Here is a 21109-nt window from a genome sequence, read left to right on the forward strand (position 1 = left end):
CCCGCCGTCGCCCGCCACCTGGTCGGTGAGCGAGCGCAGGACCGCCGCCGCCAGCAGATAGCCCGTGCCGTGGTCCAGGGCCTGCGCGGGCAGTGCGCCCGGTCGATCCGCCGCCCCCTCGACGGCCGCGATCCCCGTGGCGACCTGCACCAGACTGTCGAACCCGCGCCGCTCCGCCCACGGCCCGTACCCGCCCCACGCCGACAACTGCGCCACCACGACCCCGGGCCTGCGCTCGGCCAGTGCCTCCGGGGCGAGCCCGAAGCGGTCGAGGGCGCCGGGCCGGTAGCCGGTGACGACCACGTCGGCCCTCGCGAGCAGCTCGTCGAACGTACGCCTGCCGGTCCGCTCCGCCAGGTCGAGCGTCGCGGACCGCTTCCCGAAGCCGGTGTCGGTGTGCTGGTCGGGGAGTTCGGGCAGCCGGGGCGAGTCGACGCGCAGCACGTCCGCGCCGAGCAGCGCGAGCGTGCGGGTCGCGACGGGGCCCGCGATGACCCGGGTGAGGTCGAGGACGCGGAGTCCCGCGGCGGGCAGCGCGGGGGAGCCGGTGAGCGCGGGGACGGCCCGTGCGGGCCCCTCGCCGATCCGCTCGCGGCTCAGCAGCGGGCGCTCCGCCACCGCGACGCCCTGCGGGTGCGCGGCCCACTCCTCGGGCGTACGCAGCGCCACCGCGAGGCCCCCGGCGGCGTACACGGCGTCTTCCACGTCCAGGGAAGACCGCTCCGCGAGCCGCGCGGCCACCGACTCCACAGAAGGGTCCGGGAGACCCAGCGCGGCCAGCAGCGCCGCCCGGTGGTGGGGGTAGTTGGCGTGCGTGCGAACCCAGCCGTCCGCGGTGCGCCAGAAGCGGGACAGGGGCGCGAAGGTGACGGGTGCGCGCCCGTCCACGAGGAGATGCCGCTCACTGGTGAACGCCGTGGCGACCGCCCCGTCGTCGACCCGCACCCGGGGCACGGCCTGTCCGGTACGGGCCGCGGCCAGCTCGGCCGCGGCGAGCGCGCAGGCGACGTCGCAGCCGCGGGCCAGCCGGGGCACGGGGAGCTTCGCGGGCAGCGCGTCGTCCCGTACGACGGGCGTGACACGGGAGAGGAGAGCGGGGTCGCCGCCGAGCGCGGCCCAGGCGGTCCGCGTACCGGTCATCGGTGTGTGCGTCATGCATGCACTATGCCGCGCGAGTTACTCCGCCGTCCCGGTGCCTGCCTCGGCCCGTGTGGCCGCCGACCACCACAGCCTGATCGACTTCTCCGGCTCCGACGGCCGCAGCTCCCACCCCTGGGCGGCAGCCGCCTTGACCACGTAGTCGCCGCCCACGCCGCGGTAGACGCGCCACGGGAGCTCGCACTCGACCGGCGGCTGCGTCTTCGGCGTGCGAGGGGCGGAGGCCAGTTTCGTCCGGCCGTCGAGGAACTTGTCGACCCGCGCGCGGTAGTACGCCGTGTCTCCTTCGTGGCGCAGCTCCGGCCAGGTCACGCACCAGTCCGGCAGCAGGAGGCGGTCCAGCATGCGGTCCGACAGGGCGTTCAGCTTCCGCTCCCCCGAGTCGCTGACCGACTCGACGATCTCCGCCAGGAACAGGACCACGATGACCCCGGCCATCACCACCACCGCGAGCACGCACCACAACGGCACGTAGGCGACCATGGCGACGAAACCGAGCACCACTTGCCACCGGGGACGGACGGGCCACGCCACCCAGTGCTCTGTCTCGGTGAGGACGAACCGGGAGTCCTTGTACTCGTACATGGAACGAGATCCTCTCGCGAAGGGCCGGGCGGTACTCGACCGCCCGGCCCGACTCGCCTCGCGAACCAGCTACTTCCGCACCGCGTCTACTTCCGCACGGCGTCGAGCGCGTCGATCATGCCCACGCCGTAGAAGCCGTTCGCGTTCTTGCCGCCCGCGCAGACCGCGTCGACCTTGCCGTCACCGTCGATGTCGTACGGATCGGTGCACTTCATGGCGTCGGCCTCGCCGTAGAGCAGCGCCTTCACCTTCGCCGAAGACGCGTGCGGATGGGCCGACTTGATGAGCGCGGCGACCCCCGCGGCGTGCGGTGATGCCATCGACGTACCCGCCTTGTAGCCGAACTTGCCGCCCGGAAGGGTCGACAGGATGCGGCCGTCCGTGGCCGGTGCGTCCGGCGTCTGGAACCTGGTGGAGTCGCCGCCCGGCGCCGCGATGTCGATGACGCCCTTGCCGTAGTTCGAGTACGAGGACTTGATGCCCTTCGCGCCCGTGGCCGAGACGGTCACGACACCCGGTAGCTGCGACGGCAGGTCGAGGCAGTCCGCCGTCTTGATCGTGCGCTCCGTGGGCGTCGTGTCGTCCGGGCTGGAGTCGTCGACGATCTCCTCCTGCGCGAGGTCCGTCTCGGCGTTGCCGGCCGCCGCGACGTTCACCGCACCCTTGCGCTCCGCGTACCGGGTGGCCCGCCCGACGGCGTCGACCAGGGCCTTCTGGTCGTCGTCCGTCTTGCAGTTGAAGAGCCACGGGTCGGTGTAATAGCTGGAGTTGGTGACGTCGACGCCGTGATCGGCCGCCCACATGAAGCCGCAGACCACGGCCTCCGTGTAGTACATGCCGGTCGCAGGCTCGGCCACCTTCAGGCTCGCCACCTTCACGCCGGGAGCGACACCGGTGACGCCGGTGCCGTTCTTCGCGGCGGCGATCGTGCCCGCCACGTGCATGCCGTGGTCGCTCTCCCCGGACACCGGACGCCAGGCGCCGCCCTTCTGCACGGGCACGCCGCCCAGGCAGCTCGCGGACGCCTTCGCGTCGAAGTTCGGCGCGATGTCCGGGTGCGTGTCGTCCACGCCGGAGTCCAGGACGCCGACGGTGACCCTGGAGCTGCCGAGCGACTCCTTGTGGGCCTTGTCCGCCTTGATGGCGGGCAGGTCCCACTGGAGCGGCTCCAGCTCGTCCTGGCCCGCGCCCGCCTTCCCGGCGGCCTTCTCGGCCTCGACGGCGGTCAGCGGCCGGTCGGCCTCAAGGGCGTCGTCGGACTGCGCCGACAGCGGCGCCGTGCGGGTGGCCCCCGCGGACGCGACGCCCTTCGCCTTGCGGATCTGCTTGGCGAAGTCCGCGTTCGACGAGTGGACGACGATCACGCCGATCCTGTCGTACGCGATGACGACCTTGCCGCCCGCCTTGGCGATGGCCTTCTTCACGTACGCCGATGTCTTGACGGACGGTGAAGCGCCGTGCCCGGCACGGACGTTGACGACATAGCTCATCGACGTGCCGTCCGCGAGCGTCGAGCCGACGGCGGACACGGCCGACGACACCGGGGTGTCCGGACGCGCCGCGGCATCGGGCTGAGCCGATGCCGTGCCCGGCAGGAAGGCGACGGCCGATGCCACCGCCATGCCGAGCGGGAGTGCGAGCACGCGGCGGGAGCGCGTGAAGGGTGCGGTCATGGTGTGCGAACCCCTCACTTCTTTACGGCGTCGAGCGCGTCGACGATCCCGCTGCCGTAGAAGCCGTTCTTGTTCTTGCCGCCCTCACAGACCGAGTCGACCTTGCCGTCACCGTCCGGGTCGTACGGCTCCGTCGGGCAGCCCGGGTTGTCGGCCTGCTTCTTGAGCAGCCGCTGGAGCTCGGCGGGGCTCGCCTTGGGGTGCGTCGACTTCAGGAGCGCGGCCACGCCCGAGGCGTGCGGCGACGCCATCGAGGTGCCCTGCAGCCAGGCGTACTCGTTGCCCGGCATCGTGGAGAGGATGCGGCCGTTCTTCGACGGGGTGTCGGCCGGGATCTGGTACTTGTCGCCGCCGGGGGCGGCGATGTCGATGACGCCCTTGCCGTACGTGGAGTAGTACGACTTGAGGTTCTGCACGCCCGTCGCGCTGACCGTGACCACGCCCGGCAGCTGCGTCGGGAGGTCGAAGCACTCGGACGGGTCGATGGTGCGCGGCACCGGCGTCGAGTCGTCCGGGCTCGAGTCGTCCAGGATCTCGTCGGAGGCGAGGTCGTGGTTGGAGTTGCCCGCCGACGCGAGGTTCAGCGTGCCCTTCTTCTGGGCGTACAGCTGGGCCCGGTTGACCGCGTCGACGATGGCCCGCTGGTCCGGGTCGTCCATGCAGTTGTAGAGCCACGGGTCCACGTAGTAGCTGTTGTTCGTGATCTCGATGCCCTTGTCGGCGGCGAACACGAAGGCACAGACGACGCTCTCCGGGTAGAACAGCTCGCTGACCGGGTCGGCCACCTTGATGCCCGCGACCTTCACGCCGGGCGCGACACCCGCGACCCCCACGCCGTTGCGCGCGGCGGCGATCTCGCCGGCCACGTGCGTGCCGTGGTAGTGGTCCGGCTTCTCCGGGCGCCAGGCGCCGGGCGAGGCGTCGGCCTTGCCGCCGACACAACTCGCGGACTGCGAGGCCGAGAAGTTGGACGCGAGGTCCGGGTGGGTGTCGTCGACTCCGGTGTCGATGACGCCGACGGTGACCTTCTTGCTGCCCGGGTTGATCTCGGCTGCCTTGTCGGCGCCTATCGCGCGCAGGTCCCACTGGTCGGCCTCGAGCGGCTCGGCGCCCGAACCCGCCTGTGCCTTGAGCGACTTGGCCTCGGACTTCGACACGAAGGCCGGGGCGCCCTCCTCCGTGGTGCCCGCCGCCGTCAGGGGCGAGGTGCGGGTCGCGCCCGCGGACTGGACCCCCTTGACCTTGCGCATCTGCTCGCCGAAGGCGGGGTTGGCCGAGTGCGCGACGATGACGCCGATCTTCGGGTACGCGACGACGACGGAGCCGTCCGCCTTGGCGATCGCCTTCTTGACGTACGCGATCGTCTTGGAGTCCGCGCGGGTGTTGACGACGTACGCGAGCTTCGGGGACTCGGCCTTCGCCGACGCGGTGGCGGGTGCGTCGGGGGCCGCGGTCGCGATGCCCGGGGCGAAGCCGACCGACGCGGCGAGCGCGATGCCGAGGGGCACGGTGAGCGCGATTCGGCGTCTGGAACGCAGATGAGCCATGGGGTCTCCACATCATCCGGATACGTGAACTGCCCGAACACATCTAGTGATCGGGCAGGTACATGACGGGGCGTGCAGGGTGAAGCTATCCCCAGAACTCCCAGGCCAGCAATGGATTCCGGAAGAAAGCAGCACGCCGTGCCGAGCCGGGCGTGCCGTTATGACGTTGAACCGTTAACAGAAGCAACATCAACCCCCTGTCGGATCACGTCCTGTGGCCTTAGCATCGCCATCCGTGGCTCACGTGATCCGCATCACTGCCGGATCAGAGAGAGTTCATGGATCAGCTGTCCGTCCCCACCGCACCCGCACCACGAGGAGACTCCGTGGCCCCCGAAGCATCCCCACCGTCCAAGGACGGAGAAACCCCCGTTCCGTACGCGCCGACCACGGCAGAATTCCTCGAGGAGCAAGCGAGCCCCGAGTTCGGTGAACTCCGCAAGGCACACCGCTCCTTCGCCTTCCCGCTCACCGTCGCCTTCATCGTCTGGTACCTCGCGTACGTGCTGCTCTCGAACTACGCGGGCGACCTCATGGGCACCAAGCTGTTCGGCAACATCAATGTCGCCCTGGTCCTCGGCCTCGCACAGTTCCTGACCACGTTCCTCATCGCCTGGTTCTACTCGCGCCACGCCAACGCGAAGCTCGACCCCAAGGCCGAGGCGATCAAGTCCCGTCTGGAGGGCGGCGCATGAGCCCCGCGCTGAACACCACTGTCCTGGCAGCGACGTCCGACGCCTCCGAGCACCGGGTGCTGATCATCAGCCTCTTCGCGGCCTTCGTCGTCGCGACCCTCTTCATCACCGTCTGGGCGGGGCGCCAGACCAAGAGCGCCGCCGACTTCTACGCGGGAGGCCGCCAGTTCACCGGCTTCCAGAACGGCCTGGCGATCTCCGGCGACTACATGTCCGCCGCGTCCTTCCTCGGCATCGCGGGCGCCATCGCGCTCTTCGGGTACGACGGCTTCCTCTACTCCATCGGCTTCCTGGTCGCCTGGCTGGTGGCACTCCTCCTGGTCGCCGAGCCGCTGCGCAACTCCGGCCGCTACACGATGGGCGACGTACTGGCCTATCGCATGCGCCAGCGTCCGGTGCGCACCGCCGCGGGCACCTCCACGATCGTCGTCTCGATCTTCTACCTGCTCGCGCAGATGGCGGGCGCCGGCGTCCTGGTCTCGCTGCTGCTCGGCATCACCAGCGATGCGGGCAAGATCCTGATCGTCGCCCTCGTCGGCGTCCTGATGATCGTCTACGTCACCATCGGCGGCATGAAGGGCACCACCTGGGTGCAGATGGTCAAGGCCGTGCTGCTCATCGCGGGCACCGTGCTGATCACCTTCCTGATCCTGCTGAAGTTCAACTTCAACGTCTCCGACCTGCTCGGCACCGCCGCCTCCAACAGCGGCAAGGGCTCGGCCTTCCTGGAGCCCGGTCTCAAATACGGCGCGAGCGGCACCTCGAAGCTGGACTTCATCTCGCTGGGCATCGCCCTGGTGCTCGGCACGGCGGGACTGCCGCACATCCTGATCCGCTTCTACACGGTGCCGACCTCCAAGGCCGCGCGTAAGTCCGTGAACTGGGCGATCGGCATCATCGGCTCCTTCTACCTGATGACGATCGTCCTCGGCTTCGGCGCCGCCGCCCTGCTCAAGCCCGGCGACATCATCGCCTCGAACAAGGCGGGCAACACCGCGGCGCCGCTCGCCGCCCTGGAGATCGGCGGCGGTGGCGACTCCACCGGCGGCGCGCTCCTGCTCGCCGTGATCTCCGCGGTCGCGTTCGCCACGATCCTCGCGGTCGTCGCAGGCCTGACCCTCGCCTCGTCCTCGTCGTTCGCACACGACATCTACGCCAACGTCATCAAGAAGGGCAAGGCCACAGAGAAGGAGGAGATGAAGGCCGCTCGCTGGTCGACCGTCTTGATCGGCATCGTCTCCATCGCCCTTGGCGCCCTGGCCCGCGACCTCAACGTGGCGGGCCTGGTCGCCCTCGCCTTCGCCGTCGCGGCCTCCGCGAACCTGCCGACGATCCTCTACAGCCTCTTCTGGAAGCGGTTCACCACGCAGGGCGCGCTCTGGTCCATCTACGGCGGACTCGTGGCCGCGGTCGGCCTGGTGCTGTTCTCGCCGGTCGTCTCGGGCAAGCCCACCTCGATGTTCCCCAGCGCCAACTTCGACTTCTTCCCGCTGGAGAACCCGGGCCTGATCTCCATCCCGTTGGGCTTCCTGCTCGGCTGGCTCGGCACGATCCTGTCGAAGGAAGAGCCGGACAAGGGCAAATACGCGGAGCTGGAGGTACGGTCCCTCACGGGTACCGGAGCCCACTGACTCCGCCTGACTCCACCTGGCTTTGCCTGAAAGCGCACGTCAGCGGCCGCGTCGTAGATCGTTGGTAGATCTCTACGACGCGGCCGTGCCGCTCCTCGTGGGATCGGGCCTCCGTCGATGTCAGCCCCGTCACGTAGGCTCGTGGTATCTGACCGGACTGGCTGAACAGGATCAGGGAGGGGGCCCACGTGCTCATCGACACCTACGGCCGAGTGGCCACCGATCTGCGGGTTTCGCTGACCGACAAGTGCAACCTGCGGTGCACGTACTGCATGCCTGAAGAGGGCCTGCAGTGGCTGTCCAAGTCCGAGCTCCTCAGCGACGACGAGATCGTCCGCCTCATCCGGATCGCCGTGACGCAGCTCGGCATCACCGAGGTCCGCTTCACCGGCGGTGAGCCGCTCCTGCGCCCCGGGCTCGTCGGCATCGTCGAGCGCTGCGCCCAGCTGGAGCCGCGCCCCAGGATGTCCCTGACGACGAACGGCATCGGTCTCAAGCGCACCGCGGCCGCCCTCAAGGCCGCGGGCCTCGACCGGGTGAACGTCTCCCTGGACACACTGCGCCCGGACGCCTTCAAGACCCTCACCCGCCGTGACCGCCACAAGGACGTCCTTGAGGGCCTCGAGGCCGCCCGTGACGCGGGCCTGACCCCGGTCAAGGTCAACACGGTCCTGATGCCGGGCCTGAACGACGACGAGGCCCCGGACCTGCTCGCCTGGGCAGTCGAGAACGACTACGAACTGCGTTTCATCGAGCAGATGCCGCTGGACGCCCAGCACGGCTGGAAGCGCGACGGCATGATCACCGCGGGTGACATCCTGCAGTCGCTGCGTACGCGCTTCGAGCTCACCGAGGAGGGCTCCGGCGAGCGCGGCTCCGCGCCGGCCGAGCGCTGGGTCGTGGACGGCGGTCCGCATCGCGTCGGCGTCATCGCCTCCGTCACCCGCCCCTTCTGCTCGGCCTGCGACCGCACCCGTCTTACGGCCGACGGCCAGGTCCGCACCTGCCTGTTCGCCACCGAGGAGACCGACCTCAGGGCGGCCTTGAGGGCGAACGGCGAAGACAGCGAAGACGGCTCGGACGAGGCGATCGCGCGCATATGGAAGCTCGCGATGTGGGGCAAGAAGGCGGGCTCGGGCCTCGACGACCCGGCGTTCCTGCAGCCCGACCGCCCGATGTCGGCGATCGGCGGCTAGGAGTCGGAGGACTCGCCCTGCGCTTCCCACTCCGCCAGCGCCACGACGTCCTTCAACATGCCGCGGACGCCCAGGAATTGAGAGAGGTGCTCGCGGTGTTCCTCACATGCGAGCCACGTCTTGCGGCGCTCCGGAGTGTGGATCTTCGGGTTGTTCCACGCGAGCACCCACACCGCGGCGGCGCGGCAGCCCTTGGCGGAACAGATCGGTGTTTCGTCGCTCACGATTAACGTCCAAGTGCGTTCAAAACAAGGCGACGCCGAGCAGCCACGGGGGGAGCTGCCCGGCGTCGGTCTGTCGCTCCGACGGGGGATGCGGAGCGCGTACGAAGTATGTCACGGGGGACCCGGTACCTGGCACCGGAACTACATGATTGATCTGAGCTTTTCTTGAGCTTGGCGCAACGTCGACGGTCAGTTCTGGTGACCTGACGGAGCGTTGGGCTCGCCCGGCACGGGCCCCGAACCGGCTTCCGGGACGGGTTCCGCGGGCCCGCCGCGCGCCGTCGGTGGCGCCAGAATCGGCCGGGACGGCGCCGGTACGAAGGTCGACGGCAGCGAAGGGACGTTCTCCCGGCCCGCGTTGGCGATCACGACGGAGATGTACGGCAGGAGGATGCCGAGCACCAGAGCGACGAAGGCGACATGCCGCTCGACGTTCCAGAGCACCGCCGCGGCAATGACCGAAAGAGTACGGATCGACATCGAGATCACGTACCGGCGCTGCCTGCCGCGCACGTCGTCCGCGAGGCCCTGCCGGGCCCCTGTGATCCGGAAGACCTGGGCGCCGCTCTGCTTCCGCATCACATTCCACCGCCTGCTCACAAGAAGCCGGGCGCTCCCCGGCCCGGACCCGCTCCACGTTACGCCGCGGCTGCGCAGCCTTCGAGAGCGGGGCAGGTCTCTTCTCGGTGTCCTGTCTGCGTCATGCCACGTATGGGGGTGCCCGACATGCGCCGTATGGAGGATCGGCCGACACTGACTGTAATGCTCATGTGGAGCCGTATGAGGAGGCAGCTATGGGCTGGTTGTGGGCCATCATCGTGGGATTCGTGCTGGGGCTGATCGCCAAGGCGATCCTGCCCGGCAAGCAGCACAGTCCGCTCTGGCTGACCACGATCTTCGGCATCATCGGAGCGATCATCGGCAATTCGCTTGCCGGGGCGTTCGGCATCGATGAGACCAGGGGCATCGACTGGGGACGCCACGCCCTGCAGCTCGTGGCCGCCCTCGTCGTCGTGGGCGTCGGAGACATGGCGTACAAGATGATCAAGGGCAATAGACAGCAGGCCTGACCTGCGCGCATGCGGCATGCGTGAGGGGCCGGTCCGTGGGACCGGCCCCTCACCGCTGCGTACGGGAACGCGGGTCAGCCCGCGGTGACCTCAGTGACCTCGACGGCCGCCAGGTTCTTCTTGCCCCGGCGAAGCACCAGCCAGCGCCCGTGCAGGAGCTCGTCGCGGGACGGTACGGCGTCCTCGGATGCGACCTTCGCGTTGTTCACGTAGGCACCGCCCTCCTTGACCGTGCGCCGGGCCGCGGACTTGCTCGCCACCAGGCCGACCTCCGCGAGGAGGTCCACCACCGGCCCGAGCTCGCTGACCTGGACGCGCGGCAGCTCGGAGAGGGCCGCGCTCAGCGTCGCCTCGTCGAGGTCGCCGAGCTCACCCTGGCCGAACAGCGCCTTGGACGCGGCGATGACCGCGGCGCACTGGTCGGCGCCGTGCACCAGCGTCGTCAGCTCCTCGGCGAGCGCGCGCTGGGCCGCACGGGCCTGCGGGCGCTCCTCGGTGAGCTTCTCGAGCTCCTCCAGCTCCTCGCGTGACTTGAAGCTGAGGATGCGCGAGTACGTCGAGACGTCACGGTCGTCCACGTTCAGCCAGAACTGGTAGAACGCGTACGGCGTGGTCATCTCCGGGTCGAGCCAGACGGCGCCGCTCTCGGACTTGCCGAACTTGGTGCCGTCCGCCTTGACCATCAGCGGCGTGCCGACGGCGTGCACCGTGGCGTCCGGCTCCAGGCGGTGGATCAGGTCGATGCCCGCCGTGAGGTTGCCCCACTGGTCGCTGCCGCCGGTCTGCAGCGTGCAGCCGTAGCGGCGGTAGAGCTCCAGGAAGTCCATGCCCTGCAGCAGCTGGTAGCTGAACTCCGTGTACGAGATGCCCTCCTGGGACTCCAGGCGGCGGGCCACGGAGTCCTTGGTGAGCATCTTGTTCACGCGGAAGTGCTTGCCGATGTCCCGCAGGAACTCGATCGCGGACATGCCCGCGGTCCAGTCCAGGTTGTTGACCATCAGCGCGGCGTTCTCGCCGTCGAAGGACAGGAACGGCTCGATCTGCGAGCGCAGCCTGGCCACCCAGTTCGCGACCGTCTCCGGGTCGTTCAGGGTGCGCTCGGCGGTCGGCCGCGGGTCACCGATCTGACCCGTGGCGCCGCCGACGAGCGCCAGCGGGCGGTGGCCCGCCTGCTGGAGCCTGCGGACGGTGAGGACCTGCACCAGGTGTCCGACGTGCAGGCTGGCCGCGGTGGGGTCGAAGCCGCAATAGAACGTGACGGGGCCGTCCGCGAGCGCCTTGCGCAGTGCATCTTCGTCAGTGGACAGGGAGAAAAGGCCCCGCCACTTCAGCTCGTCGACGATGTCCGTCACGGTCTTGTGTCTCCTTGAAAGGTTCTTGAAAGGCTTCTGGCCGGTACCGGTTGGTACCGGCCAGTCTATGGGCGTCACACGCCTTGGCTGACCGAGCTCATGTTGAAGTCGGGGATGCGCAGGGCGGGCATCGCGGCCCTGGTGAACCAGTCGCCCCACTCCCTGGGCAGCGTCTTTTCCGTCCGCCCCGCCTCGGCCGCCCGCGAGAGCAGGTCGACCGGCGACTCGTTGAAGCGGAAGTTGTTCACCTCGCCCACGACCTCGCCGTTCTCGACGAGATAGACGCCGTCCCGGGTGAGCCCGGTGAGCAGCAGGGTGGCCGGGTCGACCTCGCGGATGTACCAGAGGCAGGTCAGGAGCAGCCCTCTCTCCGTGCTCGCGACCATCTCCTCCAGGGAGCGGTCCGTGCCGCCGTCCAGGATGAGGTTGTCGATGGCGGGGGCCACCGGCAGGCCGGTCAGGGACGCGCTGTGCCGGGTGGTGGTCAGATGCGCGAGTTCCCCCGCGCGTACCCAGTCGGTCGCGGTCAGCGGAAGCCCGTTGTCGAAGACGGACGAGTCACCGCCCGATGCGTGCGCGAGGACGAACGGGGCGGACTCCAGACCCGGCTCGTTCGGGTCGCTGCGCAACGTCAGGGGCAGCTCGGCGAGCCGGTCGCCGACGCGGGTGCCGCCGCCCGGCCTGGAGAACACCGTCCGGCCCTCGGCCGCGTCCCGGGCCGACGCCGACCACAGCTGGTAGATCAGCAGGTCGGCGACGGCGGTCGGCGGCAGGATCGTCTCGTACCGCCCGGCCGGCAGATCGACGTGCCGCTGCGCCCACCCCAGGCGCTTGGCGAGCTCCGCGTCGAGCGCCGCGGGGTCGACGTCCTTGAAGTCCCTGGTCGCACGCCCCGCCCACGCCGACTTCGTGCGGTCGGGGGACTTGGCGTTGAGCTCCAGGGTGCCGCCCGGCTGGTCGTGCCGCAGGCGCAGCCCGGTCGACGTACCGAGATAGCTCGTCGCGTGTTCATGGTTCGCGAAGCCGTACAGCTCACGCCCGCCCGCGCGGGCAGCGGCGAACGCCTCGCCGAGGGCGGGGGCGAAGTCCCCGAAGACCGCGGAGGACGTCTCGGCGGGCGCGTCCCTGAAGTCCGCGGACTCCTCGGCCCCGGCCACCAGTGGCTGCGCGTCCTCGGCGGGACCCGCACTGCGCGCGGCGTGCTCGGCGGCGCGGACCAGGGGCTCGAGATCGGCGGAGGTCACGGCCGAGCGCGAGACGACGCCCGAAGCGGTGCCTTCCTTGCCGTCGACGGTCGCGATGACCGTGAGGGTGCGGCCACGGGTGACGCCGTTCGTGGTCAGGGCGTTGCCCGCCCAGCGCAGGTTCGCGGTCGAGTGCTCGTCGGCGATGACGACGCAGCCGTCGGCGGTGGACAGCTCCAGGGCGCGCTCGACGATCTCGTGCGGCTTGTTCGTACGGTTCGTGCGGTTCGTACGAGAGGTCATCGACCTGCCTCCTGCGTGGTGTTGAGGATGTTCACGCCTCGGAACAGGGCCGAGGGGCAGCCGTGCGAGACCGCAGCGACCTGGCCCGGCTGGGCCTTGCCGCAGTTGAAGGCGCCCCCGAGCACATACGTCTGCGGGCCGCCCACCGCCGTCATCGAACCCCAGAAGTCGGTGGTCGTCGCCTGGTACGCCACGTCGCGCAGCTGCCCGGTGATGCGGCCGTTCTCGATGCGGTAGAAGCGCTGTCCCGTGAACTGGAAGTTGTACCTCTGCATGTCGATGGACCAGGACCGGTCGCCCACCACATAGATCCCGCGGTCGACGCCCCCGATCAGGTCCTCCGTCGAGAGCCCGCCGGGATCCGGCTTGAGCGACACGTTCGCCATGCGCTGCACCGGCACATGGCCGGGGGAGTCCGCGTACGCGCAGCCGTTGGAGCGCTCGAAACCGGTGAGCCTCGCGATGCGGCGGTCCAGCTGGTAGCCGACCAGGGTGCCGTCCTTCACCAGGTCCCAGGACTGCGCGGCGACGCCCTCGTCGTCGTACCCGATGGTCGACAGGCCGTGCTCGGCCGTCCTGTCGCCCGTCACATTCATGATCGACGAGCCGTACGCGAGCTTGCCGAGCTGGTCGAAGGTGGCGAACGACGTGCCCGCGTACGCCGCTTCGTAACCGAGCGCGCGGTCCAGCTCGGTGGCGTGGCCGATGGACTCGTGGATGGTCAGCCAGAGGTTCGACGGGTCGACGACCAGGTCGTACGAGCCGGCCTGCACGCTCGGCGCCCGCATCTTCTCGGCGAGGTGCTCCGGGATGCGCGCGAGCTCCGCGTCCCAGTCCCAGCCGGTGCCCGTGAGGTACTCCCAGCCGCGCCCGACCGGTGGCGCGATGGTCCGCATCGAGTCGAACTCGCCGCTCGTCCCGTCGACCGCGACCGCGGTGAGCTGCGGGTGCAGGCGGACCCGCTGCTGCGTGGTCACCGTCCCCGCCGTGTCCGCGTAGAACTTGTTCTCGTGCACGGTGAGCACCGAGGCGTCGACGTGCGAGACGCCGTCGGCGGCCAGGAGACGGGAGCTCCACTCGGCGAGCAGCCCGCTCTTCTCCTCGTCCGGCACGGAGAAGGGGTCGATCTCGTACGACGACACCCAGGTCTTCTCCGCGTGCACCGGCTCGTCGGCGAGCTCGACCCTCTCCTCGGAGCCCGCCGCCTTGATGACCTTGGCCGAAAGCTTGGCCATCGCCACGGCCTGGGACGCGACCTTCGCCGCCGCGTCCATCGTCAGATCGACGCCCGATGCGAACCCCCAGGTCCCCCCGTGCACGACTCGGACCGCGTAGCCGAGGTCCGTGGTGTCCGATGTGCCGGACGGCTTGGCGTCCCGCAGCCGCCAGGACGCGCTGCGCACCCGCTCAAGGCGGAAGTCCGCGTGGTCCGCGCCCAGGGCACGCGCGCGGGCCAGCGCGGCGTCGGCGAGGGCCCTGAGCGGCAGCGCCGTGAAGGCTTCATCGATGGAATGAGGCACGGATGTCTCCCTGCTGTCGGCACCGGTCGGTCAGATCATGTCGCGCGTGGGGGCCCGGCGGCCAGCGTTTTCTGTAGGGACCCGACAGTGAGTCCGGTAAGCCACTGTCGGTCGTCGATTCTCCGTATGGAGCACCGTACCGATAGGTTTTCGAGGTACCAGACCGCTATCGAAAGGGTGATCCGTTGAGCCGCTCGGTTCTCGTCACCGGAGGAAACCGGGGCATCGGCCTCGCCATCGCCCGCGTCTTCGCCGACGCCGGCGACAAGGTCGCGATCACCTACCGCTCGGGTGAACCGCCCCAGGTCCTCACGGAGCTCGGAGTGCTCGCCGTCAAGTGCGACATCACTGACACCGAGCAGGTGGAGCAGGCCTACAAGGAGATCGAGGAGAAGCACGGTCCGGTGGAGATCTTGGTGGCCAACGCCGGGATCACCAAGGACCAGCTCCTCATGCGGATGTCCGAGGAGGACTTCACGTCCGTCCTCGACACCAATCTCACCGGCACCTTCCGTGTCGTGAAGCGTGCCAACCGCGGCATGCTGCGGGCCAAGAAGGGCCGCGTCGTGCTGATCTCCTCGGTCGTCGGCCTGATGGGCGGACCCGGGCAGGCGAACTACGCCGCATCGAAGGCGGGCCTGGTCGGCTTCGCGCGTTCTCTCGCCCGTGAGCTCGGGTCGCGCAATCTCACTTTCAACGTCGTGGCGCCCGGTTTCGTCGACACCGACATGACCAAGGCCCTGACGGACGAGCAGCGGTCGAACATCATGGCGCAGGTGCCGCTCGGCCGTTACGCGCAGCCCGAGGAGATCGCCGCCGCGGTGAAGTTCCTCGCCTCGGACGACGCCTCGTACATCACTGGAGCCGTCATCCCCGTTGACGGCGGATTGGGCATGGGTCACTGATCACCATGAGCGGAATTCTCGACGGCAAGAAGATCCTGATCACGGGCGTTCTGATGGAATCCTCCATCGCGTTCCACGCGGCCAAGGTCGCGCAGGAGCAGGGCGCCGAGGTCATCCTCACCGCTTTCCCGCGGCCCACGCTCACCGAGCGCATCGCCAAGAAGCTCCCCAAGCCCGCCAAGGTCATCGAGCTCGACGTGACCAACCAGGAGCACCTGGACCGCCTCGAAGGCCTCGTCCGCGAGGAGCTCGGCAGCCTGGACGGCGTCGTCCACTCCATCGGCTTCGCCCCGCAGGACGCACTCGGCGGCAACTTCCTCAACACGCCCTTCGAGTCGGTCGCCACGGCCATGCACGTCTCGGCGTTCTCCCTGAAGTCGCTCGCCATGGCCTGCCGGCCGCTGATGAGCGACGGCGCCTCGATCGTCGGCCTCACCTTCGACGCGCAGTTCGCCTGGCCGCAGTACGACTGGATGGGCCCGGCCAAGGCCGCCCTCGAGGCCACCTCGCGCTACCTCGGGCGTGACCTGGGCAAGGACAACATCCGCTGCAACCTCATCTCGGCGGGCCCGATCGGCTCGATGGCCGCGAAGTCCATTCCGGGCTTCGGTGAGCTGGCCGAGGTGTGGAACACCCGTTCCCCGCTGGCGTGGGACATGGCCGACCCGGAGCCCGCGGGCCGCGGCATCGTCGCGCTGCTCTCGGACTTCTTCCCGAAGACCACGGGCGAGATCATCCACGTCGACGGCGGCGTGCACATGATGGGTGCCTGAGCAGGCGTTCTGTACGTTCCTGACGCCCCGTCCCCCGCGATGCGCGGGAGGCGGGGCGTCACCCGTTCGGCGCACTGACCAGGCGCACGCGGGGCGGAACCGCGCACCCTGAGGTGTGCGCCCGTCACCTCCTGCGGTGCTCGCCGCTCTCACCCTGCTGATCGCCCTGCCGTACGGCGCCGCGTCGCATGCCGTCGGAGAGGCGAAGCCTCCACGCGCGAGCGTGGAGGCGGTCGAACCGCGGGTCGAACCGCGCGTCGAACCGCGGGTTGAACCGCGGCCCTTCGGCTCGGAGTGCCGCACCACCGTCGAGGGCTCGGACGCGGTCGCGTACTGCCACAACCCGTACCCCGAGACCGACCGGGTCCGGCTGCACGTGGAGTGCGAGCAATGGTGGGACATCGACAGCGACGGCGTCTCCGTGGAGGCCGGGCCCGCCCAGACCGTGCGGCTCGCCGGACGGTGCTGGAAAGAGATCCGGTCGGCGTGGGTCAGCCACCAGAAGTGACGGTCACGGCCGTGCTGAGCCGGCGGAGTCGTCGAACAGCTCGGGGCGGCACATGAAGGGGTAGCCTGCGGCCTCCTTGGCCGCCGCCTCCGCGTCGTTCTCCCGGATCGCGTCGACGAGCCGGGCGTGGTCCATGTGGCTCTCGGGGGTCAGTTTCTCGCCGACGTCCTCGCGCAGCCAGTCCCGCATGACCTCGCCGAGGTCGGCGTACATCGCCGTCATCACGTCGTTGTGGGACGCGGCCACGACGGCCAGGTGGAAGGTCGCGTCGGCCGCCACGAACGCCTCCGCGTCGCCGGACTCCCAGGCCTCCTCCCGGCGCTCCAGAAGGGCGTCGAGCTGCTTGAGGTCGCGCTCCGTGCGCCGCTGCGCGGCCAGCCTCGCCGCGCTCGACTCCAGCGTGCTGCGCAGCTCCGCGATGTGCCGCGGCTCCGCGTCGGCGAACCTGCGCTGCATCACACCGGCCAGTTCGCTCGTCGCGACCACATAGGTGCCGGAGCCCTGGCGGATGTCGAGGAGGCCGTTGTGCGCGAGGGCGCGGACCGCTTCCCGGACGGTGTTGCGCGCCACGCCCAGCTGCTCGACCAGCTCGGGCTCGGTGGGGATGCGGGAGCCGACCGGCCACTCTCCCGACGAGATCTGGTTACGCAGCTCGGCGATGACCTGCTCGGAGAGCGCCGAGCGGTGAGGGGTGGTCAGCGGCATGACGTTCCTTCGTGCGCGATGTGACGACAACGGATTGGACAGTCAATCATCCCATGATTCTATGATGGCTCCATGGCTAGTGAGGAAACCCGGACGATGACACCGACACCGACACCGACACCGACGACACCGATACGTACCGACGCGGCGAGCGGGGCAGCGGAGAAACAGCCCCCCACGCGCGCGTGGGCGACGCGTCTCGTCATCGTCGGCATCGTCCTCGCCGCCCTCAACCTCCGTCCGGCCATCACCAGCCTCGGCTCCCTCCTCGAAGAGGTGCGTGACGGGCTCGGCATGAGCGGCACGCTCGCCGGACTGCTCACCTCCGTCCCGCCGCTCTGTTTCGCGGTCTTCGGAGTGATGGCGCCGCGGCTTGCCCGCCGGTTCGGCCCCAGCGCGGTGGTCTGCGCGGGCATGGTCGCGATCGCCACGGGCCTGGCCATCCGCCCCTTCCTCGGCGGCACCGTCGGCTTCCTCGCGGCAAGCGCGCTCGCCCTCATGGGCATCGCGGTCAGCAACGTCCTGATGCCGGTGATCGTCAAGCGCTGGTTCCCCGACCGGGTCGGCTCGATGACCGGGCTCTACTCGATGGCGCTCGCGCTCGGCACGTCGATGGCCGCGGCCATCACCGTGCCCATGACCGATGCGCTGGGCGGCAGTTGGCAGACCGGGCTCGCGGTGTGGGCGGCGCTCGCCGTCGTCGCCGTCGTGCCGTGGGTGCCGCTCGTGCGGGACAAGAGCGCCGCGTCCGCCGCCCCGGAGCACGTCAGCTCCGAGGTGCGCCAGGAGGACGCAGGCCTGCGCATCACGCGCAGCCGTACGGCGTGGGCGCTGGCCTGCTTCTTCGGGCTCCAGGCCACGGCCGCGTACATCACGATGGGCTGGATGCCGCAGATCTTCCGTGACGCGGGGGTCCCGGCGGGGGAGGCCGGCGTGCTCCTCGCCGTCACCATGGCGATGGGCGTGCCGCTGGCCTTCGTCATCCCGCGCGTCGCCACGCGACTGCCGAACCAGGGCCCTGTGGTGGTCGTGCTCGGCGCCTGCGGACTCGCCGGATACGCGGGCCTCTATCTCGCCCCCGAGAGCGGTGCCTGGGCGTGGGCCCTGCTGCTCGGCGTCTCCAACTGCGCCTTCCCGCTGGCCCTCACCATGGTCGGCATGCGGGCCAAGAGCAGCGTGGGCGTCGCCAAGCTCTCGGCCTTCGCGCAGAGCACCGGCTACCTGATCTCGATCCCGGGGCCGCTCCTGGTGGGCGTGCTCTACCAGCACAGCGGCGGCTGGGGCCTGCCGATCGCGCTCATGGCGGGTCTGATGGTGCCGCAGATCGTGGTGGGCATCCTGGCGGGCCGCAACCGCACGGTCGAGGACGAGGTCGCGGCGGCTGCCTGACCCGGCTGCCTGACCCCGGCGGAGCCGCCTCGGACAAAGGGTGCGAGACTCTCCCCATGCCTGTGCTCGACCCGAACCCCCAGAACGGCCAGAAGAAGCTGCTCATCGTGCTCGGCTCGATGCTGGCCATCACCGTGATCATCGGGATCATCGCCTCCATCGCCTCGCCGTGAACTGACCCCGGCGGGGCGGATGGTGGGGTTAGCACCACCATCCCCTAGGGGGCCAGTGTCAGGGTCAAGTGGGTGGATCACCGGATGTGCTGAGGGTCGCCCGATCCGTACCTTCGAGATGTGGCCGCGAAGACGCGGCACGGAGGACTCGGACCCCGGAGGCGGCATGTCGGCCCGTTCGCACACTCGGCGCGACCTGGGAGCCACCAAGGACTCCGCGAGCGTCGAGATCCAGCTTCCGTGGTGGGCGATCGCCCTTCCCGCCATCGCCTTCGCGGCTCTGCTCCTGCTGATACTGAACCCCGCCGACGCACACGCGACGAGCGGCGGCCCGGCGGTCACGCATGTGCTCGAGCGCATCCAGGAGACGGTCTTCGGTACGACCCCGTGATCTGCCCCAGGTCAACGCAGTCACCCGTGCCGGGGGAGCACGCCAACTCCTTGCGCCCGCTGCCGCCTTTCATGCGAAGCTGGGACGCATGAGCGTCGCAGAACCCCGCAGGATTATCCTCTTCCGGCATGCGAAGGCCGACTGGCCGCAGGTGTCCGACCACGAGCGGCCGCTCGCGGAGCGAGGCCGCAAGGATGCCCCCGTCGCCGGGCGCAAGCTGTCCGACAGCGGCATCCCCTTCGACCTGGCCCTCTGTTCGACCGCCGCCAGGACCCGCGAGACATGGAAGCTCGCCGTCCATGAGCTGCCGCACAGGCCCAAGACCGTCTACGAGGAGCGGCTGTACGAAGCCTCTCCGGGCGAGCTGATCGCCGTGCTCAACGAAACCCCGGACGACGTACAGAACGTCGTGCTGATCGGCCACAACCCCGGGGTGCAGGGGCTCGCCGACATCCTCGCGGGTGAAGCCGAGGGCGACGCCCGTACACGGATGGACCGCCGCGGCTTCCCGACCTCAGCCTTCGCCGTCCTGACGTACTCCGGCTCGTGGAAGGCCCTGGAACCGGGAGTCGGCACGCTCGTCGACTACTGGGCGCCCTCCGAATAGCCCCTGACGCACATACGCCGATGGGCCCGGGTACCGCAGCGGTACCCGGGCCCATCGGCGTACGACATGACGAAGAAGCAGTCGGTGCGGCGTCAGTCGGTGTGCGTGTCCGCCGCTTCGACCTCTTCGCGGGTGACGCCGAGGAGGTAGAGGACGGTGTCGAGGAAGGGGACGTTCACCGCGGTGTGCGCGGCCTCGCGGACGACGGGCTTGGCGTTGAAGGCGACACCGAGGCCGGCCGCGTTCAGCATGTCGAGGTCGTTGGCGCCGTCGCCGATCGCCACGGTCTGCTCCAGCGGGACCCCGGCCTCATCGGCGAAGCGGCGAAGGAGGCGGGCCTTGCCCGCGCGGTCCACGATCTCGCCGGTCACCTTCCCGGTGAGCTTGCCGTCGACGATCTCCAGGGTGTTGGCCTGGGCGAAGTCGAGGCCGAGACGTTCCTTCAGATCATCGGTCACCTGGGTGAACCCGCCCGAGACGACGCCCACTTGGTAGCCCAGACGCTTGAGCGTGCGGATCAGGGTGCGGGCGCCGGGAGTGAGACGGACCTCGGAGCGGACCTTGTCGACGACCGAGGCGTCGAGCCCGGCGAGGAGCTCCACGCGGGCGTGCAGCGACTGCTCGAAGTCCAGTTCGCCGCGCATCGCGGCCGCGGTCACCTCGGCGACCTTGTCCTCGCAGCCGGCGTGCGCCGCGAAGAGTTCGATCACCTCGTCCTGGATGAGGGTCGAGTCGACGTCCATCACGATGAGCCGCTGGGCGCGGCGGTGCAGACCCGCCGCGACGACGGCGACATCCACGCCGAGCCTCGCGGCCTCCAGGGCGAGGGCGGTCCGCAGCGGCTCGGTCTCCGTGCCGGAGACGGCGAACTCGACGGCGGTGACGGGGTACTTGGCGAGCCGGAAGATGCGGTCGATGTTGCCGCCGGTGTCGGTGATGCGGGCGGCGATGGCGGCGGTCGACTCGGCGGTGAGGGGGTGGCCGAGCACGGTGACGTGGGAACGGCCGAGGCCACGCGGGCGGTTGTCACCGATGCCCGAGATGATCTCGGCCTGCATCTTCAGGGAATCGGCCCAGCTGTGCACGGTGGACCGCAGGTCACCCTCCAGGCCGGCTGGCGGCTCGGTCACGAGCGCGCACAGCACTATGCGGCCACGGGTGACGACCTGCTCGATGTCGACGACGTCGACGGAGTAGGCGGCGAGGGTGTCGAAGAGGCCTGCGGTGATTCCGGGACGGTCCTTGCCGAAGATCTTGACGAGGAGCGTGGGGACGTCGGCGGGCTGCGGGGGCTGCGAAGCGCTCATGGTGATCCCACCGTATCCGGCGGTGCGGTTCAGCCGCCGGGGTGGTCCGGGTGCCGGACACCCTCTGCGCCGGGGTGCGTCTTCACCCGCCGTCCGGCGGGGGCGTGCCGCCGGTGCGCTTGGCGGACATCTGTCCGTCCGGGGCGGCCCTGTTTTCACCGCCGCTTCGCGGCGGATCTTTCCCCTCCCACCCACCCGATTACCCCGCGGCGA

Annotated in this window: 22 protein-coding genes; 11 read left to right on the forward strand and 11 right to left on the reverse strand. The window is 69.8% G+C overall.

The window, feature by feature from the left end:
* From ABD378_RS17055 to ABD378_RS17070, 4 genes are all read right to left on the reverse strand, one after another.
* The coding region (locus ABD378_RS17055) for a CoA transferase (RefSeq protein WP_425583850.1) at positions 1–1140 on the reverse strand (1140 nt) is incomplete at its 3' end.
* 36 nt (positions 1141–1176) lie between these two features.
* Positions 1177–1743: a hypothetical protein gene (locus ABD378_RS17060; RefSeq protein ID WP_344521768.1), complete on the reverse strand. Its 567-nt coding sequence runs from the start codon at positions 1741–1743 to the stop codon at positions 1177–1179.
* A gap of 86 nt (positions 1744–1829) precedes the next feature.
* Positions 1830–3416: a S8 family peptidase gene (locus ABD378_RS17065; protein WP_344521769.1), complete on the reverse strand. Its 1587-nt coding sequence runs from the start codon at positions 3414–3416 to the stop codon at positions 1830–1832.
* A 14-nt stretch (positions 3417–3430) separates the two neighbouring features.
* Positions 3431–4963, reverse strand: coding sequence for a S8 family peptidase (locus ABD378_RS17070; RefSeq protein ID WP_344521770.1), 1533 nt, complete (start codon positions 4961–4963; stop codon positions 3431–3433).
* Positions 4964–5289: 326 nt separating this feature from the next.
* Here ABD378_RS17070 and ABD378_RS17075 point away from each other — a divergent pair, with 326 nt between their 5' ends.
* The 3 genes from ABD378_RS17075 to moaA all read left to right on the forward strand — a co-directional run bounded on the left by ABD378_RS17075 (position 5290) and on the right by moaA (position 8485).
* Positions 5290–5658: a DUF485 domain-containing protein gene (locus ABD378_RS17075; protein WP_344521771.1), complete on the forward strand. Its 369-nt coding sequence runs from the start codon at positions 5290–5292 to the stop codon at positions 5656–5658.
* Complete coding sequence (locus ABD378_RS17080) at positions 5655–7289, forward strand: solute symporter family protein (protein ID WP_344521772.1); 1635 nt, start codon at positions 5655–5657, stop codon at positions 7287–7289. Before ABD378_RS17075 ends, ABD378_RS17080 begins: the two co-directional genes overlap by 4 nt.
* A 188-nt stretch (positions 7290–7477) precedes the next feature.
* Positions 7478–8485, forward strand: a complete 1008-nt coding sequence (moaA, locus tag ABD378_RS17085) for a GTP 3',8-cyclase MoaA (RefSeq protein ID WP_344521773.1) — start codon at positions 7478–7480, stop codon at positions 8483–8485.
* Here moaA and ABD378_RS17090 read toward each other — a convergent pair.
* Positions 8482–8709, reverse strand: coding sequence for a hypothetical protein (locus ABD378_RS17090; RefSeq protein WP_344521774.1), 228 nt, complete (start codon positions 8707–8709; stop codon positions 8482–8484). The two genes, moaA and ABD378_RS17090, sit on opposite strands and share 4 nt — an antisense overlap.
* Before the next feature lie 189 nt (positions 8710–8898).
* Positions 8899–9288, reverse strand: a complete 390-nt coding sequence (locus ABD378_RS17095; RefSeq protein ID WP_344521775.1) for a DUF3099 domain-containing protein — start codon at positions 9286–9288, stop codon at positions 8899–8901.
* 215 nt (positions 9289–9503) lie between these two features.
* Here ABD378_RS17095 and ABD378_RS17100 point away from each other — a divergent pair, with 215 nt between their 5' ends.
* Positions 9504–9779, forward strand: coding sequence for a GlsB/YeaQ/YmgE family stress response membrane protein (locus ABD378_RS17100; protein ID WP_344521776.1), 276 nt, complete (start codon positions 9504–9506; stop codon positions 9777–9779).
* A 74-nt stretch (positions 9780–9853) separates the two neighbouring features.
* Here ABD378_RS17100 and tyrS read toward each other — a convergent pair whose 3' ends face one another.
* The 3 genes from tyrS to ABD378_RS17115 form a co-directional block, all read right to left on the reverse strand.
* Positions 9854–11131 (reverse strand): tyrosine--tRNA ligase, encoded by a 1278-nt coding sequence (tyrS, locus tag ABD378_RS17105; protein WP_344521777.1) that lies wholly within the window; start codon positions 11129–11131, stop codon positions 9854–9856.
* A 74-nt stretch (positions 11132–11205) separates the two neighbouring features.
* Positions 11206–12618 carry a metallopeptidase TldD-related protein gene (locus ABD378_RS17110; RefSeq protein WP_344521778.1) on the reverse strand — a complete coding sequence of 471 codons (1413 nt, stop codon included), beginning with the start codon at positions 12616–12618 and terminating at the stop codon, positions 11206–11208.
* Complete coding sequence (locus tag ABD378_RS17115; RefSeq protein WP_344521779.1) at positions 12615–14138, reverse strand: TldD/PmbA family protein; 1524 nt, start codon at positions 14136–14138, stop codon at positions 12615–12617. Before ABD378_RS17115 ends, ABD378_RS17110 begins: the two co-directional genes overlap by 4 nt.
* Positions 14139–14323: 185 nt before the next feature.
* On the opposite strand from ABD378_RS17115, the gene fabG reads away from it, so the two are divergent.
* The 3 genes from fabG (at position 14324) to ABD378_RS17130 (ending at position 16324) form a co-directional block, all read left to right on the forward strand.
* Positions 14324–15043: a 3-oxoacyl-[acyl-carrier-protein] reductase gene (gene fabG / locus ABD378_RS17120; RefSeq protein WP_344521780.1), complete on the forward strand. Its 720-nt coding sequence runs from the start codon at positions 14324–14326 to the stop codon at positions 15041–15043.
* 5 nt (positions 15044–15048) lie between these two features.
* Positions 15049–15816, forward strand: coding sequence for an enoyl-ACP reductase FabI (gene fabI / locus ABD378_RS17125; protein WP_344521781.1), 768 nt, complete (start codon positions 15049–15051; stop codon positions 15814–15816).
* A 136-nt stretch (positions 15817–15952) separates the two neighbouring features.
* Positions 15953–16324: a hypothetical protein gene (locus ABD378_RS17130; protein ID WP_344521782.1), complete on the forward strand. Its 372-nt coding sequence runs from the start codon at positions 15953–15955 to the stop codon at positions 16322–16324.
* 3 nt (positions 16325–16327) lie between these two features.
* On the opposite strand, the gene ABD378_RS17135 is transcribed toward ABD378_RS17130, so the two are convergent.
* Entirely contained in the window at positions 16328–17029 is a 702-nt protein-coding gene (locus ABD378_RS17135) for a FadR/GntR family transcriptional regulator (RefSeq protein WP_344521783.1), read from the reverse strand.
* Between the two features lie 72 nt (positions 17030–17101).
* Between ABD378_RS17135 and ABD378_RS17140 the strand changes: the two genes are divergently transcribed.
* The 4 genes from ABD378_RS17140 (at position 17102) to ABD378_RS17155 (ending at position 19589) form a co-directional block, all read left to right on the forward strand.
* Entirely contained in the window at positions 17102–18418 is a 1317-nt protein-coding gene (locus ABD378_RS17140) for a CynX/NimT family MFS transporter (RefSeq protein ID WP_344521784.1), read from the forward strand.
* Between the two features lie 56 nt (positions 18419–18474).
* Entirely contained in the window at positions 18475–18591 is a 117-nt protein-coding gene (locus ABD378_RS17145; protein ID WP_150166275.1) for an SGM_5486 family transporter-associated protein, read from the forward strand.
* Positions 18592–18757: 166 nt separating this feature from the next.
* Positions 18758–18982, forward strand: a complete 225-nt coding sequence (locus ABD378_RS17150; RefSeq protein WP_344521785.1) for a hypothetical protein — start codon at positions 18758–18760, stop codon at positions 18980–18982.
* Between the two features lie 88 nt (positions 18983–19070).
* Positions 19071–19589, forward strand: coding sequence for a SixA phosphatase family protein (locus ABD378_RS17155; RefSeq protein WP_344521786.1), 519 nt, complete (start codon positions 19071–19073; stop codon positions 19587–19589).
* A gap of 92 nt (positions 19590–19681) precedes the next feature.
* On the opposite strand, the gene serB is transcribed toward ABD378_RS17155, so the two are convergent.
* Positions 19682–20896, reverse strand: coding sequence for a phosphoserine phosphatase SerB (gene serB, locus ABD378_RS17160; RefSeq protein ID WP_344521787.1), 1215 nt, complete (start codon positions 20894–20896; stop codon positions 19682–19684).
* Positions 20897–21109: the final 213 nt, after the last annotated feature.

The sequence above is a fragment of the Streptomyces rectiviolaceus genome, assembly GCF_039533825.1.
Lineage (GTDB): Bacteria > Actinomycetota > Actinomycetes > Streptomycetales > Streptomycetaceae > Streptomyces > Streptomyces rectiviolaceus.